Here is a 23,336-nt window from a genome sequence, read left to right as displayed (position 1 = left end):
CGCAGCGATTATCGGTCGATCGTTCACGCCTGAACCTTCGAAAAAAGGAAATTCCCTCGTCTGCTTGGCGGTTTACAGCGCCGATGTGTAGCCTTAATCCAAAACGCTCCACAAAAAGAAATTTAAGGGACAGGAACGCTTCTCACCATGGCAACTACCAGGAAACCCGACAATTCCGGTCCCTCCGTCTCCGCTCAGGAAGCGCTCGACTTCCACGCCATGGGCCGCCCGGGCAAGCTCGAGATCAATCCGACCAAGCCGATGGCGACGCAGCGCGACCTCAGCCTCGCCTATTCGCCCGGCGTCGCCGTGCCGGTGAAGGCCATCGCCGAGGATCCCTCGCGCGCCTTCGACTACACGACGCGCGGCAATATGGTCGCCGTCATCTCCAACGGCACCGCCATCCTCGGCTTGGGCAATCTCGGCGCGTTGGCCTCCAAGCCGGTCATGGAAGGCAAGTCGGTGCTGTTCAAGCGCTTCGCCGACGTCGATTCCATCGACCTCGAGGTCGACACCGAGGACGCCGACGAATTCATCAACTGCGTGCGTTTCCTCGGGCCGTCCTTCGGCGGCATCAACCTCGAGGACATCAAGGCGCCCGAATGCTTCATCATCGAGCAGCGCCTGCGCGAGCTGATGGACATTCCCGTCTTCCATGACGACCAGCACGGCACCGCCATCATCGCCGCCGCCGGCCTGATCAACGCGCTCGAAATCACCGGCCGCGACATGAAGTCGGCCAAGCTGGTCTGCAATGGCGCCGGTTCCGCCGGCATTGCCTGCATCGAGCTGATCAAGTCGATGGGCTTCACGCCTGACAATGTCATTTTGTGCGACACCAAGGGCGTGGTCTACCAGGGTCGCACCGAAGGCATGAACCAGTGGAAGTCGGCGCATGCGGTCAAGACCGAGGCGCGTTCGCTGGCCGACGCCATGGACGGCGCCGACATCGTCTTCGGCCTCTCGGCCAAGGGCGCGCTGACACCGGCCATGATCCAGTCCATGGCCAAGAACCCGATCATCTTCGCCATGGCCAATCCCGATCCGGAAATCACGCCCGAAGAGGTCGCCGAGATCCGCACCGACGCCATCATGGCGACCGGCCGTTCGGATTATCCGAACCAGGTCAACAACGTGCTCGGCTTCCCATATATCTTCCGCGGCGCGCTCGATGTCAGGGCGACAACCATCAACGACGCCATGAAGGTCGCCGCCGCCAACGCGCTGGCCGAGCTCGCCCGCCAGGACGTGCCCGACGACGTCGCCGCCGCCTATCAGGGCAACCGGCCGAAATTCGGTCCCAACTACATCATCCCGGTGCCGTTCGACCCGCGCCTGATCTCGGCGATCCCGATCGCTGTCGCCAAGGCCGCCATGGAATCGGGTGTCGCCGGACGGCCGATCCTCGATCTCGACAAATACGCCAACGAGCTCTCCGCCCGCCGCGACCCGATCGCCTCGACCTTGCAGCGCATCTACGACCGCGTGCGGCGCCAGCCCAAGCGCATCGTCTTTGCCGAGGGCGAGGAAGAGCAGGTCATGCGCGCCGCCGTGTCTTATGTGAACCAGAAGCTCGGCACCGCCATCCTTCTCGGCCGCGACGACATCATCAAGGAAAACGCCAGGCAGGCCGGCATCGACCTCAACAAGCCCGGCCTCGAGATCATCAATGCGCGGCTGTCACGCCGCAACGCCATCTATGCCGACTTTCTCTACGAGCGGTTGCAGCGCAAGGGCTACCTTTTGCGCGACTGCCAGCGCCTGATCAACAACGACCGCAACCATTTCGCCGCTTGCATGGTGGCGCTTGGCGACGCCGACGGCGTGGTCACGGGCGTCACCCGCAATTACTCGACGGTGCTGGAAGACGTCCGCCGCGTCATCGACGCCAAGCCCGGCCACCGCGTCATCGGCGTGTCGATCGTGCTCGCCCGTGGCCGCACCGTCATCGTTGCCGACACCGCCGTCCACGACATGCCCAATGCCGAGCAGATCGCCGACATCGCCGAGGAGGCCGCGCATTTCGCTCGCCGCATGGGCTATGAGCCGCGCGTGGCGATGCTCGCCTACTCGACCTTCGGCCACCCCGCCGGCGAGCGTTCCGAGCGTGTCCAGGAAGCGGTCAAGATCCTCGACAAGCGCCGCGTCGATTTCGAATATGACGGCGAAATGGCCGCCGACGTCGCCCTCAACCACCGCCTGATGCAGCAGCAATACCCCTTCTGCCGCCTCTCCGGTGCCGCCAACGTGCTGGTCATGCCGGCGTTCCACTCGGCGGCGATCTCGACCAAGATGCTGCAGGAACTCGGCGGCTCCACCGTCATCGGCCCGCTGCTCGTCGGCCTCAACAAGCCGGTCCAGATCGTCCCGCTGAATGCCAAGGACTCAGACATCGTCAACATGGCGGCAATCGCGGCATATAACGCGGGAGCTTGAGGCGCGGTTCGCGCAGCGAACGAAAAGCCCCCAAACGGGCTTTTCGAGCGCCTTTAGGCCCTGAGCCATAGCGAAGGGCCTAGCGCTGCCGCCTCCTTGCGACGCTAGCCGGTTGGGCGAAGCGTCGCAGCTGCCGATCTCCCTCCTTGTGGGGGAGATACCCGGCAGGCCAGAGGGGGTGGGAAGGAGTGCGAGGCTAGTCCGAGAGGCGCTCAGGCGGACGCTTTTGGAGAAACGTCGACCGTCCTCAGCACTCTCCGCCCCATATCTTGGCCTATGACAATTTGCCAACGCAAGAAGCCAACTCGAGACCGTTCACGTGTCGGCGCAAGCTGGTCGACTAATACGACCGGAAGACGACCAAAGCCACGTTCGCTGGCCGCGCAAATGCAGAGTTGAGTTTCTTGACGAATAATCGAACCTAGCGGCGGCGTATCGAAATCGGGATCAAAGATGCTGGTCTCATCCATCTCGATAGAGACGCCATTGATGATGAGCCCTGACCAATCATCCGACGTGTCATACGTAAAGTGGAGGAACGCGTGATTTTCGCCGATGAATACAGCGACGCGTTTATCGCCAGACCGACCAATGAGAAAAGGCTCTTCATATTTTCTCCGCGGCAGCACTAAGGCAAGCGAGTGCGCGTCACTCAACGTTCCTGAGGTAAATTCGCCTACGCTCAGCATCTTTTGGCATCACCTCCGTTGAAGCGGTTCGATCAGGAGGCCCCAATACAGTTCAGCAGCCCCATCCTGCGACAGTTTCTGCTCGGATCCGTAGCGGTAGTGCGAGGCCATGCCCATGCTTTTCAGAAACAAGGCGTGTTCATCTGCCTCGACCCGAAGTGACTCATTCATGGAATTGCTGCTAGCCGACTCGCCGTTTACATAGCAGATTCCATCCCCAAATCCGCCGTCCATGAAGACAGTGCATCGCGCCTTTGCCTCTCCATTGTGATAGACGGCTGCAAAAAAGCGGTTGGCGTCAACACGTCGGAAGCTGCCTTCGATGCCGGGGTCGCGCTTGCCCATTTCTTCGAGTGAGTTCTCAAAGAAGCGTGCCATGTATTCGAAGGTTTCTAGCTTGAACCGATCTCGGTCTCGCTCCGTGAACACCTTTGTAGTCCTGAGGTTGCTGGAACGCGGTCCCGTCGGTTGGGTAGCTATCGCGTGAAGAATTCGTGCGTCGCTACCAGATGCAACTGTACCGGGGGTGGATGTCGTGGCACCGCGCCTTGTTAAGGCGGCACGCAGTGCCTTTGCGACCTCTAGAAATGCTTCATCTCTGTCTGCCCATTTCGTAATCGGCTTTCCGTCAGGTGGCGTGGCGTTCAATTTACCAAAGGGCGCGGGATGCCAATCACAAGGTCGTAGAATGACCGGGATGACAATCGCCTCGCCTGTGGCATGACGCTCCAGGGCACGGCTCATCTCTATGTCGTAGCAATAGTTGGATGCTAGGAAGTCTGGGCTGACAAGCAGGAGGATGATGTCGTCTTTGTTGATGCGTTCATCGATCGACTTGTCGATTTCTTCCCCAGCGCCAATACGCCGATCATGCCAAGTCTGGATCAATCCCTGCCGCTTGAGCATGGATAGCTGTTTCTCGAGCTCGTCACGCAACGTCTCGTCGGCATGGGAATATGAAAAGAATACGCTAGGCACCGAATCGCTCCTGGATCACCTCGCAAATATCCGTTGTCGATGTGCGGAGAGCAAGCGTCGAAGCTAATATGTAAAGTGGCCTGCAGAAGGTGCGGCTGTCTTTTCATTTAACAATGGCCGCCGATATCAGACGGAAAAAGCCAAATACTAGTGCGCCTAAAACATTCACAACGAGAAATACAAAGGAAAGGAAGTGCAGCTCGGCTTGTCGGGCGAAGCAGGGGCAGCGGAAACGGTGGAAAGAAGAACGCAACGTCTGCGCGGCCCCTCATCCGCCCTTCGGCCACCCTCTCCCCGTAAACGGGGGGAGGAAAAGGGCTGCGCCTACAGCAACCCCGCCTGCTCGGCCTCGTGCTTCAAGTTCTGCCTGGGCCGAGGCCCGATCTGCTGGATGACGAGGCCGGCGGCGAGCGAGCCGAGGTCGCCGCAATCCTTGAGCGACCGGCCTTGCGTGTAGCCATAGAGGAAACCGGCGGCATAGAGGTCGCCGGCGCCAGTGGTGTCGACCAGCTCGCGGATCTCGGTCGCCTGGATCACCACGGTCTCGTCGCCGCGCACGATGACCGAGCCCTTCTCCGAGCGGGTGACAGCGGCGATCTTGCAGTCCTTGCGGATCAGCGACAGTGCCTCGTCGAAGGACGACGTCTCATAGAGCGACTTGATCTCGTGGCTGTTGGCAAAAACGATGTCGACGGTGCCGGAGCGCATCAGGTCCAGGAACTCGGCGCGGTAGCGGTCGACGCAGAACGAATCCGACAGCGTCATCGACACTTCGCGGCCGGCGGCATGCGCATGTGCTGCCGTCATGCGGATCGCTTCCTTGGCCAGCGGCGGGTCCCACAGATAGCCCTCGAAATAGGTGACCTTGGCACCGCTTGCCTTGTCCGCCTCGACGTCGTCTGGCCCGAGCTCGACGCAGGCGCCGAGATGGGTATTCATCGAACGCTCGCCATCTGGGGTGACGAGGATCATCGAGCGCGCCGTCGGCGGCGTGCCGTCGAGCGGCCCTCCTTCAAGCGGTGTCGTGTCGAAGGCGACGCCCTGGGCGCGGATGTCGTGGGTGAAGACCTCGCCGAGATGGTCGCGGGAAACCTTGCCGAAATAGGCCGAGCGGCCGCCGAAGCTGGCGATGCCGGCAGCGGTGTTGCCGGCCGAGCCGCCCGAGGCCTCGATCGCCGGGCCCATGCGGGAATAGAGCAGTTCGGCGCGCTCGGCGTCGATCAGGTTCATCGCCCCCTTGATGATGCCGTTGTCGGTGAGAAAGGCCTCGTCGCATTGTGCGATGATGTCGACGATGGCGTTGCCGATGCACAGCACGTCATATTGGCTCATCAGGGTCTCCGCGGCGCTTTGGCCGTAATAAGGGGCCGAGGGGTCGGCAAAACGGATTGCGTTTAGCGGCTCGCGGCCCGTTTGCCTACCGGCAAATTGGCAGCAGCCGCTTGAGGCCGGCCCTGCGGCACCTTATCTCAGCGCGGAAACAGGGAGACGTAACCCCAACATGATCCTCGACGCCGCTCGCACTGCTGCCGGCCAGCTCTTTTCGGCCGAGTTCCGCACGGTGTTTTTGAAGACGCTGGGGCTGACGCTGCTTGCGCTCGTCGCGCTGTGGTTCGGCATCCGCGAGGTGTTCGACTGGCTGGCCTGGCCATGGATCGACGCCATGCTGCCGGGCCTGCCCTCGTGGACCGGCTGGCTCGGCCTGATCGCCGCGATCATTGCTGGCATAGGCCTGGCGCTGGGGCTCGCCCTGCTGATCGCGCCGGTGACGGCGATCGTCGCCGGCCTGTTTTTGGATGATGTCGCCGAGGTCGTCGAGAAGACCAACTATCCCGCGGAGCGCCCAGGGCAGCCGGTGCCGGCCTTGCGTTCGCTGGTGCTGGCGATCAAGTTCTTCGGCATCGTCATATTGGGCAATCTGTTGGCGCTGCTTCTGATGTTCATCCCCATCGTCAACATCGGCGCCTTCTTCCTGGTCAACGGCTACCTGCTGGGCCGCGAGTTCTTCGAGTTCGCCGCCATGCGCTTCCGCTCCGAGCAGGACGCCAAGGATTTGCGCCGCCGCAACGCCGGCACGGTGTTCATGGCAGGTCTGGTCATCGCGGCCTTCCTCGCCGTGCCGATCCTTAACCTGCTCACCCCGCTCTTTGCCGCGGCGATGATGGTGCATCTGCACAAGAGCGTGTCGGCGGCCGAGCGCCGGCCTGAAATGGCGCGGGCGTGACGATGATGATGATGAGGGGCGTTCAGCTCTCGCGGCCGAACATCGCCTGCAGCTTGGCATAGGCGATGCCGTCGCGGGCGAATTCGAACGTGCCCTGGCCCAGCATCTCGCGCGACGCCCGCTCCATCATGCCGAAGGCGTAGGCGGTCAGCTTGGAGCCGAGCGAGATGCGCTTGGCGCCGGCCTCGGCCAGCACCGCGACCGAGAAGCCCGGCACCGCCAGCACGTTGACCGGTTTCGTGACAGAGCTGCACAGCGTCCGGATCATTTCGATGTCGGATATCCCGGGGGCATAAAGCACGTCGGCCCCGGCCTTCTCGAAGGCCTGCAGCCGCTTGATCGTGTCATCGAGATCGGGGCGGTTCCAGAGGAAGTTTTCCGACCGCGCCGTCAGGACGAAGTCACCCTTCAGTGCCCGCGCAGCCTCGGCTGCCGCGGTGACGCGCTCGACGGCATGCGAAAAATCGTAGATCGGCCGGTCAGGCTCGCCGGTGTGGTCCTCGAGCGAGCAGCCGGCAAGGCCTGCTGCCTCGGCGGCAAAGACTGTTTCACCTGAGCTTTCGGGGCTGTCGCCCTTGCCCTTCTCGAGGTCGGCCGAAACAGGCAGCCCGGTGGCATGCGCCAGATCGCGGCAGTGGTGGATCATCTCCTCGAAGCCGACATCGCCGTCGGGCCGCCCGCGCGAGAAGGCATAGCCGGCGCTGGTCGTCGCCAGCGCTTCGAAACCGAAGGAAGCCAAAAGCTTTGATGTGCCGATGTCCCACGGATTGGGAATGATGAAGGCGCCCGGCGCCTCGTGAAGTTTCCGGAAGACCGCGCCCTTGTCCATGTCATCGCCCTCGATACGAACCGACGGGCAATATTAGACCGGCGCGCCGGAGGGCTCAAACCCTGTTTCAGGCGATCGGGATCAGTCCTGCCAGTTTGCGCATGTCGTCGAACAGCACGGCGCCCGCAGCCTTGAGGCCATCGCAGTCGGAGTGCGGGTCGCGGTGATAGCCGAACACCCGCATGCCGGCGGCACGCCCGGCCTGGGCGCCGGCGACGCTGTCCTCGATGACGATGCAGTCGGCTGGGGCAAAGCCCATCGTGCCGGCGGCGTGCAGGAACAGGTCTGGAAACGGCTTGCCGCGCTCGACCATGGTGGCCGAGAACAGAACGTCGTGGAAATAGGGCAGCAGCCCGGTCTGGCCGAGCGTCATATGCATCTTGTTGACGCGTGCCGACGACGCCACGCAATAGGCGATACCGGCGGCCTGCACGGCGCTGACGAAGCTTTCGATGTGTGGGATCGCCTGGACGCCTGACGCAAACAGTTCCGGCAGTTCGCGGTACCAGCGCTCGACGAAGTCAGGGCCAAGGCTGATGCCCGTCGCCTCGACTTCCTTCTGCACCGACACCAGGCTGCGGCCGACGAACTGGCGGCGGCAGTCCGCGTAGCTGACGGGATAACCCGCCTCGGTCAGCCAGGCCGCGAGCCGCTGGTTGGCCAGCGGCTCTGTGTCGACCAGCACGCCGTCGCAGTCGAAGATGACGAGATTCGGCTTGTTCACGCGGTGCCCGTGGAGCCGAAGCCGCCGGCGCCGCGCGACGTGTCGCCGGCAAGCGTGCGCTCCTCGACCCCGGCGCGGGTCACCGATGCGATGACGATCTGGGCGATGCGCATGCCGCGCTCGACATAGAAGTCTTCGTCGCCATGGTTGATCAACAGCACCTTGACCTCGCCGCGATAGTCGCTGTCGATGGTACCCGGCGTGTTGAGGCAGGTGATGCCGTGCTTGAAGGCAAGGCCGGAGCGCGGGCGAATTTGACCTTCGAAACCTTCCGGTATTTCGAAGATCAGGCCGGTCGGCACCAAAGCGCGCTTGCCGGGCAGGATCAAAAGCGGCCGGTCATCCGGCACCGCGGCGCGCAGGTCCATGCCGGCGGCACCCGACGTTTCGTAGGACGGCAGGGGCAGCTCGCCCGAATGCGGCAAGCGGACGATCCCGATGACGGGGGCGGAAGAGGTTGCGGCGGTCATGGCGGCGATCCTATGGGACAGCGTCCAGAAGAGGTCAATTCACAAGAGGTCGCACTCAGCGAATTTCCACCGGCACGACAGTCGTTTCGCGGATCTCCTCCATGACGAAGGAGGCCGACACATCCGACAGCGGTACCTTGGCGATGAGGCGCTGGTAGAGACGGTCATACGCTTTCACATCGGCGACGCGGGCACGCAAGACATAGTCGAGGTCACCCGACATGCGATAGACGCCGGTGATCTCGGGAAACGATGTCACGCCGGCGCGGAACTTGGCCAGCCATTGGGGGTCGTGGCTCGACGTCCGCACCAGGATGAACACGGACAGGCCAAGGCCGAGCTTGTCGGCATCGACGAGCGCGACGCGGCCGGTGATGAAGCGCTCATCGTCGAGCCTTTTGACCCGGCGCCAGCAGGCATTGCGCGACAGGCCGACGCGCTCGGACAGGTGGTCGACCGAAAGCGTGCCGTCGCGCTGCAGTTCGGCGAGAATTCTTCGATCAATCGTATCGAGTTCTCCAGACATCTTGGGATGATTGTCCCAAATTTTGTCTAATGGCAAGGATGGATTGGGACCGATGAACCTCTCTCCCGTGCGACGATACTCAGGTCAGCCAGGGAGGTATCCATGTCCGCACGTATCGCAAAGCTGTTCACGGCTCACCCCGAGGCGGTCGACGAGAGCTATTTCGAGCACATGCGTTTCGCCGGCTGGTTCGCCGGCCAGCTGTTCCTGGCAGCGGGCGCTGCCCTCATTCACGCTTTGTTACCCTTCCTGTTCGAATCTACTGCCAGTACGATCATCCGCCGACTGTACGAGCGGACACACAATCGGGGACGCTGAAGCGCATGTGCCGGTGGGCCGCCTATATCGGTGAAGAGGTCTTCCTCGAAGACATCGTGACGGCGCCGTGCCATTCGCTGATCGCACAGAGCCATTGCGCGCAGGAGGCCAAGTCGCCGACCAATGGCGACGGTTTCGGGCTTGCCTGGTATGGCGAGCGGCCGGAGCCGGGCCTCTATCGCGACATCCTGCCGGCCTGGTCGGACCCCAATCTGAAAAGCCTGTGCCGGCAGATCAAGTCGGGTCTGTTTCTCGCCCATGTCAGGGCATCGACCGGCGGCGCCACCAGCCGCGCCAACTGCCACCCCTTCATTTCGGGACGCTGGAGCTTCATGCACAACGGCCAGATCTCGGGCTTCGAGAAGATCCGGCGCCGGCTCGAGGCCAGCATCAACGACGATCTCTACGAGCAGCGCCAGGGCACGACCGATTCCGAGCTGTTTTTCATGCTGATGCTGGAAGAGGGGCTCGACGCTGATCCGCAGGGCGCGGTCACCCGTGCCACCGGCCGTGTGGTTGCTGCCGCACATGGCGCCGGCATTGATCCGCAGCTGAAGCTGACTGCCGCTTTCAGTGACGGCACAAGCCTGTTTGCCGTGCGCTTTGCCACCGACGGACATGCGCCGACGCTCTACACCCGCGACGGCGAAACCGGTCGCTGCATCGTCTCCGAACCCTTCGACCGCGAAGGACAGAGCTGGCAGGCGGTGCCGCCGTCGAGTTTCGTCGCCATGACGCCTGATGAAATGACCGTCCGCCCGTTCCAGCCGGCATTGGCGCAACTGGCACTGGCCGGCTGAAACCGGCGGCCTGCAGGCGACGTTTAGGCTGAACGCGATCGACGCCTACGCGCAGACGTGTCCAGACCAATGCGTCGGCACTTGCGCTTTGCCCAATGTCTGCGCGGCTGTCCCCAGTGTCAGTTTGACCGGCCGCTGTCCGATTTGTTCAAGATCGAAGCGGGCCGAAGTGTATTTTCCAGGGACATCCGAAGGGATTTCTGCTGCCAGCCTTGGCTTGTTACCGCCGCGTTTGGCGAAGCCTCGAAGACAGCAGATCTCGCCAGTCAACTCACCTCGAGCTTGCACAATGCGCCCGACAACTGCATCTCCCTGCATCACGACCAAACGCGTCGTCGAGACACGCGACTTCTACATCAGGCATTTTGGCGCGCGAGCGGTGTTCGATTGCGGCGGGTTCGTCAGCCTTGAATTTGAGACAGGGCTTTCGCTGCAATTCATGGAGCCGCAGGGAGAACAACCCACATGCGACACGGCGGGCCTGACTTACAATCTCTGCGTCGACGACGTCGATGGCGAGCATCGCGCAATGACGGCCGTGGGGCTGGTGCCTGTCATGCCGATCGAGGACCATCCCTGGGGCGATCGCGGCTTTGCGATCCAGGACCCCAACGGCATCACGCTCTGCATCTACTCCAACCGCGAACCATCCCACGAGTTCAGGCAGTTCTATGCGCCACGGATTGACCATGACCTGTGATCGCGTTCTAGCCTTCCTGGACGAGCTGCAGGATCAGCGGGCAGATCACTTCGCTATTGTGTCGCGGCTGCGCGAGATCGTGCTGCAGGCCGGTCCGTCCATCTCCGAGGAGGTCAAATACGGCGGCATCCTGTTTTCGGCGCGTACGCCGTTTTGCGGCGTCTTCTCATATGCCGGTCATGTTACGCTGGAACTCAGCCAAGGTGCGGCTTTGCCGGACACGCACGGCGTGCTTCTGGGGCAAGGCAAACTGCGACGCCACATCAAGCTCTTCTCGGTGTCGGACATCGAGGACCGGCATGTCACTCACTATGTCGCGCTGGCGCGCCAGGCCGCAGACGCCTGAAAGGCGTTAGCCGCGCCGCCGTCAATGATGCGTCAGGGCGCGGTTCATCGGCTCCCAGTACATCTTCGCCCAACCTTCATCGAGCGCTGCATGCGCCGAGCGTGGGTAACCGGCCTGGTCGAAGGTCAGTCTCGTGCCGGTGCCGTCGGCCTGCAGTTCGAAGCGCACGATCGAATAGGTGCCTTCGGGCCAGACGCGGGAGCGCCAAGCCTGGACGATGCGGCGGTTGGGCACCAGTTCGACATTGCGCGCCTCGATATCGCCGCCGAACATCGAGACTTCGCCGCCCTCATGGGGCGAGATATGGGCCGCCCGGCCACCCGTCATGGCCTGAAAGCGGGCGGAATCGAGCAGCAGTTCATAGATGTTTCTGGGTGAGCCCTTGAGATGCACTTCCTGGTGGATGGTCATGTCGACCTCCTGGAAAGGCGCGATGTGTCACGCGCGTTGAGAATATTTTCCGCCCGTCCGGCAGTAACGTCAACGGCGGTTTGCGACGACGAAAGCGCCGTCGTCGACTGTCTCCTGACAGTGCCTTGGCAGGAGAGGGATTGTAGTTTCGAGGTCCGATTCGTATCTGCGCAACGAGCCCTTCGTCCGAATGGACGCCCAAGGGCCGGCGCGGGGGCGCCATGCAGGACGGAAACAGATGACGGAAGACCAGACGCTAGCCGCCCCGGCACTCAAGGAAATCTTCGATCGCGACCGCCTTCGCCACATTGCAGCCGAGACGGCGTCCATCTCGGCTGCTTTCGATGCGGAAAAGTTCATGGCGCTGGCGACCGCCAATCTCGACGATCTCGGCATCATGCAGCGGCTGCGACAGACGGCGACCAGCCTGCACGGCGCCCTGCCGGGCAGCTTCGAGCGTGGCGTCGATGTGCTTTACGAGCTGGCGCCGCGCATCCAGCACAGCTTCGCCTCGATCGTTCTGTCGGAATATGTCGCGCTTTACGGCAAGGGCCATGTCGACCTGTCGATGCAGGCACTGCACTATTTCACCCGCTTTGGTTCGGCCGAATTCGCCATCCGGCATTTCCTGGCCATGGATTTCGATGGCACGTTGAAGGTGATGCGCCGCTGGGCACTCGACGACAACGAGCATGTACGCCGCCTGGCCAGCGAAGGCTCGCGCCCGCGGCTGCCCTGGTCGTTCCAGCTCAAGCAGCTGATCAAGGACCCGTCGCCGACGGCGCCCATCCTCGAGGCGCTGCGCAGCGATCCCAGCCTCTATGTGCGCAAGTCGGTGGCGAACCACCTCAACGACATTTCCAAGGACCATCCCGACCGGGTGATCGACCGCATCTCGGCATGGGACATGGACGACAGGAACACTGCCTGGATCGTCAAGCACGCGCTGCGGACGATGATCAAGAAGGGCGATCCGCGCGCGCTTGGCGCGATCGGCACGACGGGCAAGCCGATGGTGCGTGTCGACACCTTCGCGGTCCAGCCGGCAGCCATCCTGCTCGGCGGTCGCATCACGCTCAAGGCCAACATCGCCTCGACCGCCGAGACGGCGCAGCAGCTGGTGGTCGACTATGCCGTGCACTACGTCAAGAAAAGCGGCGGCAGCTCGAAGAAAGTGTTCAAGCTCAAGGAGATCAACCTTGCGCCGGGCAGCCAGAAGGAACTCTCGATCAGCCAGGCGGTGCGCGACTTCACCACACGCAAGCACTATCCCGGCCATCACTTGATCGAGCTGATCGTCAATGGCGAGACGGTGGCCGAGGGCGGCTTCGAGCTGAAGGGGTAGAGGCCAGACGTTGACGTCGCACCTCCCCCCCATTTGAGGAGGGAGGACCTGAACATCCTGCATTGCTCCAATTCCTCGACAGGCACGGCCTCGGCTGTTAGAAGCCCGCCATCACAAGGAATCCCCGATGGCTGAAGACATCGAAAAGGCGGTGGCGCGCCGCCGTACGTTCGCGATCATCGCCCACCCTGACGCCGGCAAGACGACGCTGACCGAAAAGCTGCTGTTGTTCGGCGGCGCGATCCAGCTCGCCGGCGAGGTCAAGGCCAAGAAGGACAAGATCCAGACGCGCTCCGACTGGATGAAGATCGAGCGCGAGCGCGGCATTTCGGTCGTCACCTCGGTGATGACCTTCGAATATGGCGACAACGTCTTCAACCTGCTCGACACGCCCGGCCACGAGGACTTCGCCGACGATACCTATAGAACGTTGTCTGCGGTCGACAGTGCTGTCATGGTCATCGACGCCGCTAAGGGTATCGAGCCGCGGACGCTGAAGCTGTTCGAGGTCTGCCGGCTGCGCGACATTCCGATCATCACCTTCGTCAACAAGATGGACCGCGAGGCGCGCAACACCTTCGAGATTCTCGACGAGATCGAAGAGAAGCTGGCGCTCGACACCGCCCCGATCACCTGGCCGATCGGTCAGGGCAAGACCTTCTCCGGCACCTATCACCTCGCTCAGAACGCGGTGCGCCGTGGCGACGCCGAGGCCGAGCGCACGCCGGTGCATGGTCCCGATTCCAACCGCGCCGCCGGCCTGTTGCCGGACAATGAGCGCCCGGCGTTTATCGAGGAACTGGAGCTTGCCCGCGAGGCCTGCCGCCCGTTCGACCTGCAGGCGTTCCGCGAAGGCCATCTGACGCCGGTCTATTTCGGTTCGGCCCTGCGCAATTTCGGCGTCCGCGACCTGATTGAGGCGCTTGGCGACTTCGGCCCCGCGCCTCGGGCTCAGGAGGCCGACACGCGCAAGGTCGAGGCGACGGAAGAGAAGATGACGTCCTTCGTCTTCAAGATCCAGGCCAATATGGACCCGAACCACCGCGACCGTATCGCCTTCGTGCGTGTCTGCTCCGGCGAGCTCAAGCGCGGCATGAAGGCCAAGCTGGTCCGCACCGGCAAGCAGATGAGCCTGTCAGCGCCGCAGTTCTTCTTCGCCCGTTCGCGCATCACCGCCGACGAGGCTTATGCCGGCGACGTCGTCGGCATCCCAAACCACGGCACGTTGCGCATCGGCGACACGCTGACCGAGGGCGAGGACATCCTGTTCCGCGGCGTTCCCAACTTTGCGCCCGAAATCCTGCGCCGCGTCCGCCTCGGCGATGCGATGAAGGCCAAGAAGCTGAAGGAAGCGCTGCACCAGATGGCCGAGGAAGGCGTCGTCCAGCTGTTCCAGCCCGAGGACGGCTCGCCTGCCATCGTCGGCGTCGTCGGTGCGCTGCAGATCGACGTGCTCAAGGAGCGCCTGTCGGTGGAATATACCCTGCCCGTCGATTTCGAGATGGCGCGCTTCTCTGTCTGCCGCTGGATTGATGCCGACGACAAGGCCGACCTGCACCGCTTCATCGAAAGCCATCGCGGCGACATCGCGCGCGATCTCGATAACGACCCGGTGTTCCTCGCTCAGCACGAATTCTCGCTCAATTACGAGGCCGAGCGCTGGAAGATGATCCGCTTCGCCGCGATCAAGGACTATCAGGTCCGCGACAAGGTCGCCTGAACAAGGGTGCCAGGGGCGGATTTGCCGCCCTGCATCTCGTTTCGTCATTCCGTCATGTAAATCGCCTAATGGCATCGCAGTGCCGCCGCCTGCCCGTGGTCCAAGCCATGGGGCGTGACAGGTCAGCACTGGAGATGTTCAATGCGCCGAGCTTGCTGAAAAGGGCCGGCGCCGCCAGGGCGGGGGCACTAGAGCGCCGTGCGTCCGGGTGGACGCACAAAGGACGCTCCAAGGCTTAAAGTGGCGCATCGTGCTTTCCGAAAATCGAGAGCGATTTTCGGGCCGATGCGCGGACATGGAGGAAATGACGTCGCATGATGGTTTCAGCATTGATCGAGCGTGAACTGACCCGCGTTGGCTCTCCTGTCCGCTACGGCGTCTTCGTCGCCGTCGTCGGACCCAGCGGTGCCGGCAAGGACACGCTGATTGCCTATGTCCGAGAGCGCCTGACCGACGACGACCATGTCGAGTTCGCCCGCCGCGTCATCACCCGCCACAGCGACGGCGCGACCGAGGATCACGACACGCTGGCCGACGCCGCCTTCATCGAGGCTGACGCATCGGGCGCCTTTGCGCTTTCCTGGGAGGCGCATGGTTTGCGCTACGGCATTCCAGCTTCCGTCGACGATGCCATTTCGGTCGGCCACGTCGTCGTTGCCAACACCTCGCGCGGGGTCATCCCGGCGCTACGCCAGCGCTACGCCAATGTCGCCGTCGTCGAAATCACCGCAGCACCCGAAATCCTGGCCACCCGGCTTGCCGCGCGCGGCCGTGAATCGCGCGGCGAGGTGCTGGCGAGACTGGCGCGTACCGCTCCGCATGATCTCAGTGGTCCCGGCCATGTGGTGATCGACAACAGCGGCCCGGCTGAAATCGCCGGCGAACGCTTCCTTGCCGTGTTGCGCAAGGCCGTCGCCTTCTCCGACGTATCCGGCATGATATAGGTAAGTAAAGACTTACGTATTTCGCGGATCGATCCGCAGCATGTGGTTGTCCCAGACATGCTCGGGATCGTCGGTCTTTTTGCCGTCGGGATCGACGACAAGGCCGGCGCCCGTGGTGGCGAGGAAACCATCGCGGTCCGGCGCCAACCCGCAAACCTCGACCAGATCGGCATTGGCCACGACCTTGCCCGTCTTGGCCTCGATCATTGCCCAGGCGTTGCCTTGCGGCGAAGAGACGGCGATCAGCCCGGCGTCGCGATTGGCCGCGACCGAGCCGATATAGTTGCGGAAACCGCCGAGGATGTCCTCGGGCATGTCAAGCATTTCCAGCTCCTTGCCGCGCGCGGCTCGGCCGATCAACAGTGGCTTTTCCGTTGCCGGCCCCTCGTGCTGGCAGCCGAACCAGACGGTGCCGTGGGCGTCGATGTCCATATGCCGGATCGACAGTTGGTGAAGCTTTTCCGGCAGTTCGTGTTTCTCGATCAGATCGCCCGAGACGCGGTCGACAAGCACGAAGGACGGCCTCATGGTGGGAATGTTGAGCTTGGCGCGGCCGAAATCCGGATGGGTCTCGATGCCGCCATTGCAGATGGCGAGCGTGCGCCCGTCGCCAAGCAGGATCAGCTCATGCGGGCCGACGCCATGGGTCGGGAATTCGCTGAGGCGGCGGAAGCCGTCGCGCGCGTCATAGACGCCGACCATGCCGGCGGCGTTGTCGAAGTCGTTTTCGGTGACGTAGAGCAGCGCGCCATCGGGCGAGAATACGCCATGGCCGTAATAGTGGCGGCCGGCGATGCTCGGGATGGTCAGCGGCGTGTCTTTGCCGGTGTGGTCGAACATCAGCATGAAGGTGCCGGGCTGGCGCGCAAACACCACCGACTTGCGCGAGACGGGATCGAATGTCACGTCGTGTCCGCGCTCTGGCAGGGTGACGCTGTGCAGGATCTTGCCGGCCTCCGACAGGATCGCCACGCCATACTCGCCGGTCCTGGACTGGTAAGCTGTGGCGAACATTGCGTCGGTTTCGAGTGCCAGTGCGCGCCTGGCGGGGCTGAGCGAAAGCACGAAGCCTGCTCCAGCTGCCTTGAGGAAATCGCGACGGTCGAACAGCGGTGTGCGCATTGTCCTGGCTCTTCAGTCGCCGTCGAGCGACGAGAAACCGGCAGTCAGTCCGAGGGCCCCGGAAAGCCTGGTGCCGAACTGCTCCGACAGGCTCGACGTCACCAGCGCGAAATAGCCGAGCTTCTCGCGTTTGGCGGGGTCGGCAAGGGCCGCATCGATCGGGCCGGTGACCGCAGCCGCCGCTGCCTGTGCATTGGCGAATTCGAAGCCGATCGACTCGGCAACCCAGCGCTCGTCGGCCGGCACCAGCTCGCCGAATTTCGAAGCGGCGAAAAGCGCTTCCATGCCCGCGATGTTGCCGGCAAGCGAGGCGCCCGTGCCTTGAGAGCGCCAATAAAGCGCCTGCTTCGGCTTGTCGGACGCGGCATTCTTGCCGAAAAAGCCATTGAGGCGCACGTCGCGCACCAGCTCGAGCCCGTTGACATAGACTTCGAGCAGTTCGGTCAGCGCTTCGGTGTCGTCGCGGTAGAGCGGATTGGCAGCACCCGGGTTCTTCCACTGGCTGGCAAAACCCTTGTCGTCGCGCCATGCGGCGTCGACCTCGGCGGCAATGGCCCCGATGTTGCCTGATATCGCCTGGCCATAGGCGCAGCGATAGGCGGCCGAGGTGCCGGAAAGCTCATCGGCGGCGGTGCCGAACAGCACGAATTCCAACGCGCCGAGCCCCTGCATGGCAACGCTCTTCTGGCCGAGAGTGGCTGCGTCGGTGGCGGTGGCATCCTTGTCGGCAAGGGCCGACTGCACCTGCTTCAGCCCGGTTCCCTTGCGGTCTGGCCAGAACAGCAGGCGCTCCAGCCGGTTCTGCTCGGTGATTGGTCCGAAGCGGATGATCTCGATCTCCGACCAGGTCGCCGTGGTTCTGGCGAATGCCGCGCGCGCTGCAGCAAGCGTGTCGGAAGACGGTTTTGCACAAAGCGTAACCATAGACTTACTGAGATCGGCAGTCGTGCCGACCAGCCGGCCATAGGCCGGGCGGATGAAACCGTCGATGGCGTCAGTGATCACCTTGGCCGACGCCTCGCTGGCGTAAGCGGCGGTCGACGGCACGAACAGGCAAAAAGCGAGGACAGCAGCCAGGGGACGTCCAGCCATCACAGCGACTCCAGGAACTTGATCAACGCATCGCGGTCCTGCGGCGGCAGCGCGGCAAAGTGGTCTCGTGACTTCTGGCCTTCGCCACCATGCCAAAGGATCGCCTCGGCCAGATTGCGGGCCCGACCATCGTGCAGGAAGAAGGTATGGCCGTTGACCGTCTTGGTCAGGCCGATGCCCCACAGCGGCGGCGTGCGCCATTCGTTGCCGCTGGCGTCGCCGACCTGCTGGCCGTCGCCGAGTTCGTCGCCCATGTCGTGCAGCAGGAAGTCGGAATAGGGCCAGATCAGCTGGAATTTCTGCGCCTTGTTGGGCGCATCGCGGCGCGTGACGAATTTCGGCATGTGGCAGGACGCGCAGCCGGCCTCGTAGAACATCTGCTTGCCGCGCAGCACTTGGCGGTCGTCGATGTCGCGCCGAGCCGGGACGGCCAGGTTCTGCGAATAGAAGGTGACCAGATCCATGATCGGGTCGGGGGCTTCGCTGCTGCCGAGCCGCTCCTGCACGCCATTGGGCTTCTCGAGACACGCCGTCTGGGCGTCGGTGCAGTCGCCCCAGTGCCTGGGCACGTCGGGCGTCGAGATGCCGATGTCGCCGGCAAAGGCATCGGCCGATTGCTGGCGGATCGACGGCGCCGACGCCTTCCAGCCGAAGCGGCCGAGCGTCAGCTCGCCTGATTTGTGGTCGCGCACGATGGAGGCCTTGCCCGAAATGCCGTCGCCGTCCTTGTCGTCGGGATCGGCATTGGCAAGGATGTCGGCGGGATGGATCTGCTCGACGAGGCCCAGGCCGATCATCGGCGGCGTGATGCGTGGCGACAATGTCGTCTTCGGGTCCATCGCACCATAGCCGAGGTCGGTCACCGAATAGATCGGCCAGCGCAGCGTCGTCATGGTGTCGGAAAGCTGGACCGGAAACTGCTGGTAGGAAATCACCATCCGGCCTTCGCTCTTGAGGCCGGGCACGGCAAGATCCTGGAACTGGCCGCCATAGGTGGGATCGGGGAAGTTCAGCACCTTGCGCTCGACGATCGCGGCATTTTCTTCTGCCGTTTCTGCCGTGCGGGCGAGCCTCAGGAACATTGAGGTGGCGTCGGAATTGCCTTCCGGCGGATGGCCGCGGCCGTCCTTGAGGTGGCAGCTCTGGCAGGCGCGGGCGTTGAACAGCGGCCCCAGCCCGTCGGAGGCCTGGGTCGACGACGGCGACGACACCCATAGCTTGCGGAACATGCCGTTGCCGAGCTTGAAGGTGCCTTCTTCCTCGAAGGTGATGTTGGCCGAGGATTGCGAGAACGCATCCTGGTTGACGCGCTTTTCCGAAGTACCGGCTCCGCCCTGCATGCGCTCGAACTGTTCGGGTTTGCTGAAGTCGGTGGTCGGCCGGACGATGTTGTCGACGCGCGCCTTGTCCTTGGGATCGAGGTCGGTGCGTTCGGTGGCCAGGCCGGCGGGGACCGCTTCGCCTGAAATCACCACCGTTGCCGGCAGGGCCGCTATCAGGCCGGCCAACAGCAGGAGGCGAAGCGCTGTCGCGCTCCGCTGTCGTTTTATCTTGTCGTCGGGAAACTTGCCGGTACGTGCGCGGCGCGTGGTCAGAAAAGTGCGCCGCATTCCGGCATGTCCTATTCGGCCTTGTCAGCTGGTTCGGCGTTGAGCTGGCCGTACTTCTCGTCGCCGATCTCGGCGAGCAACTGCAACTGCGTCTCGAGGAAGTCGATGTGACCTTCCTCATCGGCGAGCAGTTCCTCGAAGAGCTTCATCGATACGTAGTCGCCATGCTGCGAGCAGATATCCCGGGATTTTTTGTAGGAAGTGCGGGCGTCATACTCTCCGGCGAGATCGCTCTCGAGCACTTCCTTGAGGTTCTGGCCGATACGCAGCGGCGAGATGGACTGCAGGTTGGGATGACCTTCGAGGAAGATGATGCGCGCGATCAGCTTGTCGGCGTGGTGCATCTCCTCGATCGATTCCTCACGCTCTTTCTTGGCGAGCTTGCCGTAACCCCAGTCTTCAAGCAGGCGGTAATGCACCCAATACTGGTTGACGGCGCCGAGCTCGAGGAAAAGCGCCTCGTTAAGCCGCTCGATGACCTGTTTTTCGCCCTTCATTTGCCTTGCTCCCAAATTGAACGCGCAACTCTCTGACGCGGTCCAGGTGTGAAACGACATCCACCTCGCCCGATTCCGAACGAGCATGATAAGCTTCGGTAATCCGAATTATCGTTTCGACCACATTTGGGAAGCAGCCGCAACAACGTCCGCGCTTCTGCAGCGTATGATAGACCTTCGCGGGCACGATCAGTGTCCACGGGTCCCGATCCAAAAGCTCGACGATTGTGTCTTCGATCTCCTTTTGGGTAATCAGATTGCAATGGCAGATAAGCATGGTTTCGAACGACCGTGGCTGACGGCGCGCTCCCTTTGGCGCGCCGTTTGGCTAGAGAAACTTAGGCGCGGCAAGCCCTCACTGGAAGACCTTGTCAGGCGAATCCAGGCTGTCCGAACCTTCGAATGCGATGGCGTCGAGCTTGAGCGCGGCAACCGCGCGCTCGATCGACTTGGTCTGGTCGACCAGCGCGTCGATGGCCGCCTGCACCGTGGCGTTGCCTTCGGTGTTGCCTTCGCCGATCTGCTGGTCATAGGCCTCGCCGCCGACGGCGCGGGCCTGGATCGCTTCCATCTTGGCGACCGTGGTGTCGAGCTTGCCGCTGAGCTCGGTGTCGAGCCCTGCGTCCGCTTCCTTGACCATGTCGGAGACCGACGGGCCCTCGACGGTCGAGCCGTCGATGCGCTTGTAGCTGCCGTGATAGGCGTTGCGGATGCCGACGGCGTCATAGAGATGCGAGATATGGGTGTTGTCGGAGAAGCAGTCATGCTCCTCTTCCGGATCGTGGAGCAAAAGGCCGAGCTTCATGCGTTCGCCGGCCAATTCGCCGTAGGACAACGAGCCCATGCCGGTCAGGATGGTCGAAATGCCAGCCTTGGCGTCGCCGTCGAGAAGCGCCTTGCGGGCCGCGCCGTCGGCCTTCCAGTTGCCGACCATCTCCTCGAGATCGGCGACGAGCAGGTCGGAAGCGGCGTTCAGATACTGGCCGCGGCGGTCGCAGTTACCGCCGGTGCAATTGGCGGTGTCATAGTCGGTGTAGGGACGGTTGCCGGCGCCGGGTCCGGTGCCGTTCAAATCCTGGCCCCAGAGCAGGAACTCGATGGCATGATAGCCGCTGGCGACGTTGGCCTCGATGCCACCGGCTTCCTGCAGCGTGCCGGCCAGCAACTCGGGCGTGATCTTGGAGGCATCGACCTTCTGGCCGTTGATCTCGATCGACGGGTTGGCGATGACGTTGGCGGTGTAGAGCGAGTTCTCGTCGGACTCGGTGCCATAGCCCTTGTCGACATAGTCGATCAGGCCTTCATCCAGCGGCCATGCGTTGACGCGGCCTTCCCAGTCGTCGACGATCGCGTTGCCGAAGCGGTAGACTTCCGTCTGCTGGTAGGGGATGCGGGCAGCCTTCCAGGCTTCGCGCGCTGCCTTCAGCGTCTCGTCCGACGGCTTGGCGATCAGCGCTTCGATGGCTGTGTCGAGTGCCTTGGCTGATGTCAGCGAGTCTTCGTATTTGGCAAGCGCAATGTCGGAATAGGTGGTGAGAACGGCCTTGGCGTCGGTTGCGGCCTTGGCCGGCAGCACGAAGATCGCGGCGGTCAGCGCGGTCGTCGCGGCAATGGCGGCGAGCCTGCCGTAGTGACGGTTGCGCGAGATGGATGCAGGCATGGTCTCTCCTCAGTGAACCAGTTGGCGCCGGCAAGCGCCTGGAAATCGTGTGCCGTCAGCATTTCTTGCTGGATCGGCGGCATGGCATCGAAAGAAAGCTCAGGGGCGATCCGGCCTCGGATATGCGCGTGGTTCGAGGCCCTGATAGGGCGCAGCGCGACCAAGCTGCAAACAGCCGCGCCATGGCGCGGTTCGACGAAGGCAGGCACCCAGATAGCTCCAATCGAAAGGGTTAAAGGCCCAGACATCAAAGACAGGCGCTGTAAAGCACGACTTCATAAAAGCCGAGCGCCATCAAAAGTCAACGCAATTTCGGCTAAAAGCGTAGCGGTATCAATAGTTTGGAATGATTCTAAACTGTTTCTGTCCAGTTTTTTGCAGAGCTTCTTGAGGCCAAGCTGTTGATTTGTCGAGACATGGCGCGGGACCTGCCGAGCAGCACCCGGCACCCGCTGCGACATCAGGTAGCGCCACGACGCGGGATGATCAGGGGGCCACGCCTGGCACTATCTGGCCCGCCTGTACGATATGAAATCCTGCCTGTCGGCCATGAAATCACGTCATGACCCCTTGCGGCGGGAGCCCCTAGCGGTCATTTCGGTAGAGGTTTCCGGTGTTGCAGAGGCGAGCATGAAGAACGGTGTGGTGATTGTCGGGGCCGGCCATGCCGGCGTGCAGGCTGCAGCCAGCCTTCGCGAGGAGGGCTACGACGGGCCGGTCATTCTGCTCGGCGACGAGAAGGAGCTGCCCTACCACAAGCCGCCGCTGTCCAAGACCTTCATCAAGGATGCTGCCGCCCAACCGCAGCCCTTGCGCGGCGAGGTGTTTTACACCGGCCACACCATCGACTTCCGGCCCGGAACCCTGGTCGAACGCATCGATGCCGCGGCGCGCCGGCTCGAACTCGCCGGCGGCGGTGACCTTGCCTATGACCAGCTGATCCTTGCCACGGGTTCGCGCCCGCGCTTGCTGCCGCTGCCGGGGGCCCATCTTGCAGGCGTGCTGTCGCTTCGCTCTGTGGCCGATGCCCGGCTGATCCGCGAGCAGAGCGCTGCCTGCGAGGAAGTCGTCGTCATCGGCGGAGGCTTCATCGGCCTGGAGATCGCCGCCACGCTCGCCGCCGGCGGCCGCAAGGTGACGGTGATCGAGGCGCTCGACCGCCTGCTCGGCCGCGCCGTGGCACCCCTGATCGCCGAACATGTGCGCCAGCGCCTGACGGCATCGGGTGTCCGCATCCTGCTCAAGACCACCATCGAGCGCATCGAAGGTGAGGACGGCCATGTCGCGAGCGTGCTGACCTCTTCCGGCGAGCATCTGCCGGCGAAGATGGTGATAACAGGCATCGGCGTCGTGCCCAATGTCGAACTGGCCGAGACGGCGGGGCTGGCGATCGCCAACGGCATCCGCATCGACACGGCCATGCGCAGCTCGGTCGAGAACATTCTCGCCATCGGCGACAACGCCAGCTACCGCCATTGGCAGACCGGCAGCGACGTGCGCCTGGAATCGGTGCAGAACGCCACTGACCAGGCCAAGCTCGCCGCCCGCACGGTTCTTGGCCATCCCGGTGACTACGTCGCCGTACCGTGGTTCTGGTCCGACATTGGCGACATGAAGTTGCAGATGGTTGGCCTGACCGCCGGCAGCGACCGCCAGATCCTGTCGGGCGATCCGGCCGAGAACCGCTTCTCGGTGTTCCATTTCATCGGCGACCGCCTTGTCGCCATCGAATCCGTCAATCGTCCCGCCGACCACATGCTCGGCCGCAAGATGCTCGGCCTCGGCTTCTCGCCGACGACGGAGCAGGTGGCGGGTGGGGCCGAGGCGCTCAAGGCTGCACTGGCGGCGCTGCCGGCGGGGTAATCGCTCGAGAACCCCGCTGGCAAGCCAATCGA

24 protein-coding genes are annotated in these 23,336 nt (G+C 63.1%); 10 read left to right on the top strand and 14 right to left on the bottom strand.

Annotated elements, in window-relative coordinates:
* Positions 1-147: 147 nt before the first annotated feature.
* Positions 148-2,436: an NADP-dependent malic enzyme gene (locus N7E70_RS02360; RefSeq protein WP_263005429.1), complete on the top strand. Its 2,289-nt coding sequence runs from the start codon at positions 148-150 to the stop codon at positions 2,434-2,436.
* Positions 2,437-2,648: 212 nt separating this feature from the next.
* Here the strand turns inward: N7E70_RS02360 and N7E70_RS02355 are convergent, their stop codons facing one another.
* From N7E70_RS02355 to N7E70_RS02345, 3 genes are all read right to left on the bottom strand, one after another.
* Positions 2,649-3,125, bottom strand: a complete 477-nt coding sequence (locus tag N7E70_RS02355; RefSeq protein ID WP_263005428.1) for a hypothetical protein — start codon at positions 3,123-3,125, stop codon at positions 2,649-2,651.
* Positions 3,126-3,134: 9 nt separating this feature from the next.
* On the bottom strand, positions 3,135-4,103 hold the full coding sequence (locus N7E70_RS02350; RefSeq protein WP_263005427.1) for a TIR domain-containing protein: 969 nt from the start codon (positions 4,101-4,103) through the stop codon (positions 3,135-3,137).
* A 324-nt stretch (positions 4,104-4,427) separates the two neighbouring features.
* The gene (locus tag N7E70_RS02345; protein ID WP_263005426.1) at positions 4,428-5,435 is read right to left on the bottom strand and encodes an adenosine kinase; all 1,008 of its coding nucleotides are present in this window, start codon (positions 5,433-5,435) and stop codon (positions 4,428-4,430) included.
* Positions 5,436-5,604: 169 nt separating this feature from the next.
* Between N7E70_RS02345 and N7E70_RS02340 the strand changes: the two genes are divergently transcribed.
* Entirely contained in the window at positions 5,605-6,327 is a 723-nt protein-coding gene (locus tag N7E70_RS02340; RefSeq protein ID WP_263005425.1) for a sulfate transporter family protein, read from the top strand.
* Between the two features lie 22 nt (positions 6,328-6,349).
* On the opposite strand, the gene N7E70_RS02335 is transcribed toward N7E70_RS02340, so the two are convergent.
* From N7E70_RS02335 to N7E70_RS02320, 4 genes are all read right to left on the bottom strand, one after another.
* On the bottom strand, positions 6,350-7,156 hold the full coding sequence (locus N7E70_RS02335; RefSeq protein ID WP_067955343.1) for an isocitrate lyase/PEP mutase family protein: 807 nt from the start codon (positions 7,154-7,156) through the stop codon (positions 6,350-6,352).
* Between the two features lie 67 nt (positions 7,157-7,223).
* Positions 7,224-7,880 carry an HAD family hydrolase gene (locus N7E70_RS02330; RefSeq protein WP_263005424.1) on the bottom strand — a complete coding sequence of 219 codons (657 nt, stop codon included), beginning with the start codon at positions 7,878-7,880 and terminating at the stop codon, positions 7,224-7,226.
* Positions 7,877-8,350 carry a dUTP diphosphatase gene (gene dut, locus N7E70_RS02325; protein WP_192319385.1) on the bottom strand — a complete coding sequence of 158 codons (474 nt, stop codon included), beginning with the start codon at positions 8,348-8,350 and terminating at the stop codon, positions 7,877-7,879. Before dut ends, N7E70_RS02330 begins: the two co-directional genes overlap by 4 nt.
* Before the next feature lie 55 nt (positions 8,351-8,405).
* On the bottom strand, positions 8,406-8,876 hold the full coding sequence (locus tag N7E70_RS02320) for an Lrp/AsnC family transcriptional regulator (RefSeq protein ID WP_263005423.1): 471 nt from the start codon (positions 8,874-8,876) through the stop codon (positions 8,406-8,408).
* Positions 8,877-8,978: 102 nt separating this feature from the next.
* On the opposite strand from N7E70_RS02320, the gene N7E70_RS02315 reads away from it, so the two are divergent.
* From N7E70_RS02315 to N7E70_RS02300, 4 genes are all read left to right on the top strand, one after another.
* Positions 8,979-9,194: a DUF6356 family protein gene (locus N7E70_RS02315; protein WP_067965826.1), complete on the top strand. Its 216-nt coding sequence runs from the start codon at positions 8,979-8,981 to the stop codon at positions 9,192-9,194.
* Positions 9,195-9,199: 5 nt separating this feature from the next.
* Positions 9,200-9,994, top strand: a complete 795-nt coding sequence (locus N7E70_RS02310; RefSeq protein WP_067955337.1) for a class II glutamine amidotransferase — start codon at positions 9,200-9,202, stop codon at positions 9,992-9,994.
* A gap of 289 nt (positions 9,995-10,283) precedes the next feature.
* Positions 10,284-10,694 (top strand): VOC family protein, encoded by a 411-nt coding sequence (locus N7E70_RS02305; protein ID WP_263005422.1) that lies wholly within the window; start codon positions 10,284-10,286, stop codon positions 10,692-10,694.
* Positions 10,684-11,040, top strand: coding sequence for a DUF1801 domain-containing protein (locus N7E70_RS02300; RefSeq protein ID WP_067955333.1), 357 nt, complete (start codon positions 10,684-10,686; stop codon positions 11,038-11,040). The genes N7E70_RS02305 and N7E70_RS02300 overlap by 11 nt, the downstream gene beginning before the upstream one ends.
* 21 nt (positions 11,041-11,061) lie before the next feature.
* Here the strand turns inward: N7E70_RS02300 and N7E70_RS02295 are convergent, their stop codons facing one another.
* Positions 11,062-11,451: an SRPBCC domain-containing protein gene (locus N7E70_RS02295; protein ID WP_067955332.1), complete on the bottom strand. Its 390-nt coding sequence runs from the start codon at positions 11,449-11,451 to the stop codon at positions 11,062-11,064.
* A gap of 238 nt (positions 11,452-11,689) precedes the next feature.
* Here N7E70_RS02295 and N7E70_RS02290 point away from each other — a divergent pair, with 238 nt between their 5' ends.
* The 3 genes from N7E70_RS02290 (at position 11,690) to phnN (ending at position 15,460) form a co-directional block, all read left to right on the top strand.
* The gene (locus tag N7E70_RS02290) at positions 11,690-12,796 is read left to right on the top strand and encodes a DNA alkylation repair protein (RefSeq protein WP_263005421.1); all 1,107 of its coding nucleotides are present in this window, start codon (positions 11,690-11,692) and stop codon (positions 12,794-12,796) included.
* A gap of 127 nt (positions 12,797-12,923) precedes the next feature.
* Positions 12,924-14,516, top strand: coding sequence for a peptide chain release factor 3 (locus N7E70_RS02285; protein WP_067955329.1), 1,593 nt, complete (start codon positions 12,924-12,926; stop codon positions 14,514-14,516).
* Between the two features lie 314 nt (positions 14,517-14,830).
* On the top strand, positions 14,831-15,460 hold the full coding sequence (phnN, locus tag N7E70_RS02280) for a phosphonate metabolism protein/1,5-bisphosphokinase (PRPP-forming) PhnN (RefSeq protein ID WP_067955327.1): 630 nt from the start codon (positions 14,831-14,833) through the stop codon (positions 15,458-15,460).
* Positions 15,461-15,472: 12 nt separating this feature from the next.
* Here phnN and N7E70_RS02275 read toward each other — a convergent pair whose 3' ends face one another.
* The 6 genes from N7E70_RS02275 to N7E70_RS02250 form a co-directional block, all read right to left on the bottom strand.
* Entirely contained in the window at positions 15,473-16,582 is a 1,110-nt protein-coding gene (locus N7E70_RS02275; RefSeq protein ID WP_263005420.1) for a DUF1513 domain-containing protein, read from the bottom strand.
* Positions 16,583-16,594: 12 nt separating this feature from the next.
* A complete protein-coding gene (locus N7E70_RS02270) occupies positions 16,595-17,674 on the bottom strand; it encodes an imelysin family protein (RefSeq protein ID WP_067955324.1) in 1,080 nt (359 codons plus the stop codon).
* Positions 17,674-19,284 (bottom strand): di-heme oxidoreductase family protein, encoded by a 1,611-nt coding sequence (locus N7E70_RS02265; protein WP_182575585.1) that lies wholly within the window; start codon positions 19,282-19,284, stop codon positions 17,674-17,676. The genes N7E70_RS02270 and N7E70_RS02265 overlap by 1 nt, the downstream gene beginning before the upstream one ends.
* A gap of 11 nt (positions 19,285-19,295) precedes the next feature.
* Complete coding sequence (gene bfr, locus N7E70_RS02260) at positions 19,296-19,781, bottom strand: bacterioferritin (RefSeq protein WP_154385891.1); 486 nt, start codon at positions 19,779-19,781, stop codon at positions 19,296-19,298.
* On the bottom strand, positions 19,747-20,058 hold the full coding sequence (locus N7E70_RS02255; RefSeq protein ID WP_083948303.1) for a (2Fe-2S)-binding protein: 312 nt from the start codon (positions 20,056-20,058) through the stop codon (positions 19,747-19,749). Before N7E70_RS02255 ends, bfr begins: the two co-directional genes overlap by 35 nt.
* A 78-nt stretch (positions 20,059-20,136) precedes the next feature.
* The gene (locus N7E70_RS02250) at positions 20,137-21,441 is read right to left on the bottom strand and encodes an imelysin family protein (RefSeq protein WP_067955320.1); all 1,305 of its coding nucleotides are present in this window, start codon (positions 21,439-21,441) and stop codon (positions 20,137-20,139) included.
* 630 nt (positions 21,442-22,071) lie between these two features.
* On the opposite strand from N7E70_RS02250, the gene N7E70_RS02245 reads away from it, so the two are divergent.
* Entirely contained in the window at positions 22,072-23,304 is a 1,233-nt protein-coding gene (locus tag N7E70_RS02245) for an NAD(P)/FAD-dependent oxidoreductase (protein WP_067955317.1), read from the top strand.
* Positions 23,305-23,336 lie beyond the last annotated feature (32 nt).

It is taken from the genome of Aminobacter sp. NyZ550, assembly GCF_025628925.2.
GTDB lineage: Bacteria > Pseudomonadota > Alphaproteobacteria > Rhizobiales > Rhizobiaceae > Aminobacter > Aminobacter ciceronei.
The sequence above is the reverse complement of the archived record's forward strand: the minus strand, read 5'-3'. Positions and strand labels throughout refer to the sequence as shown.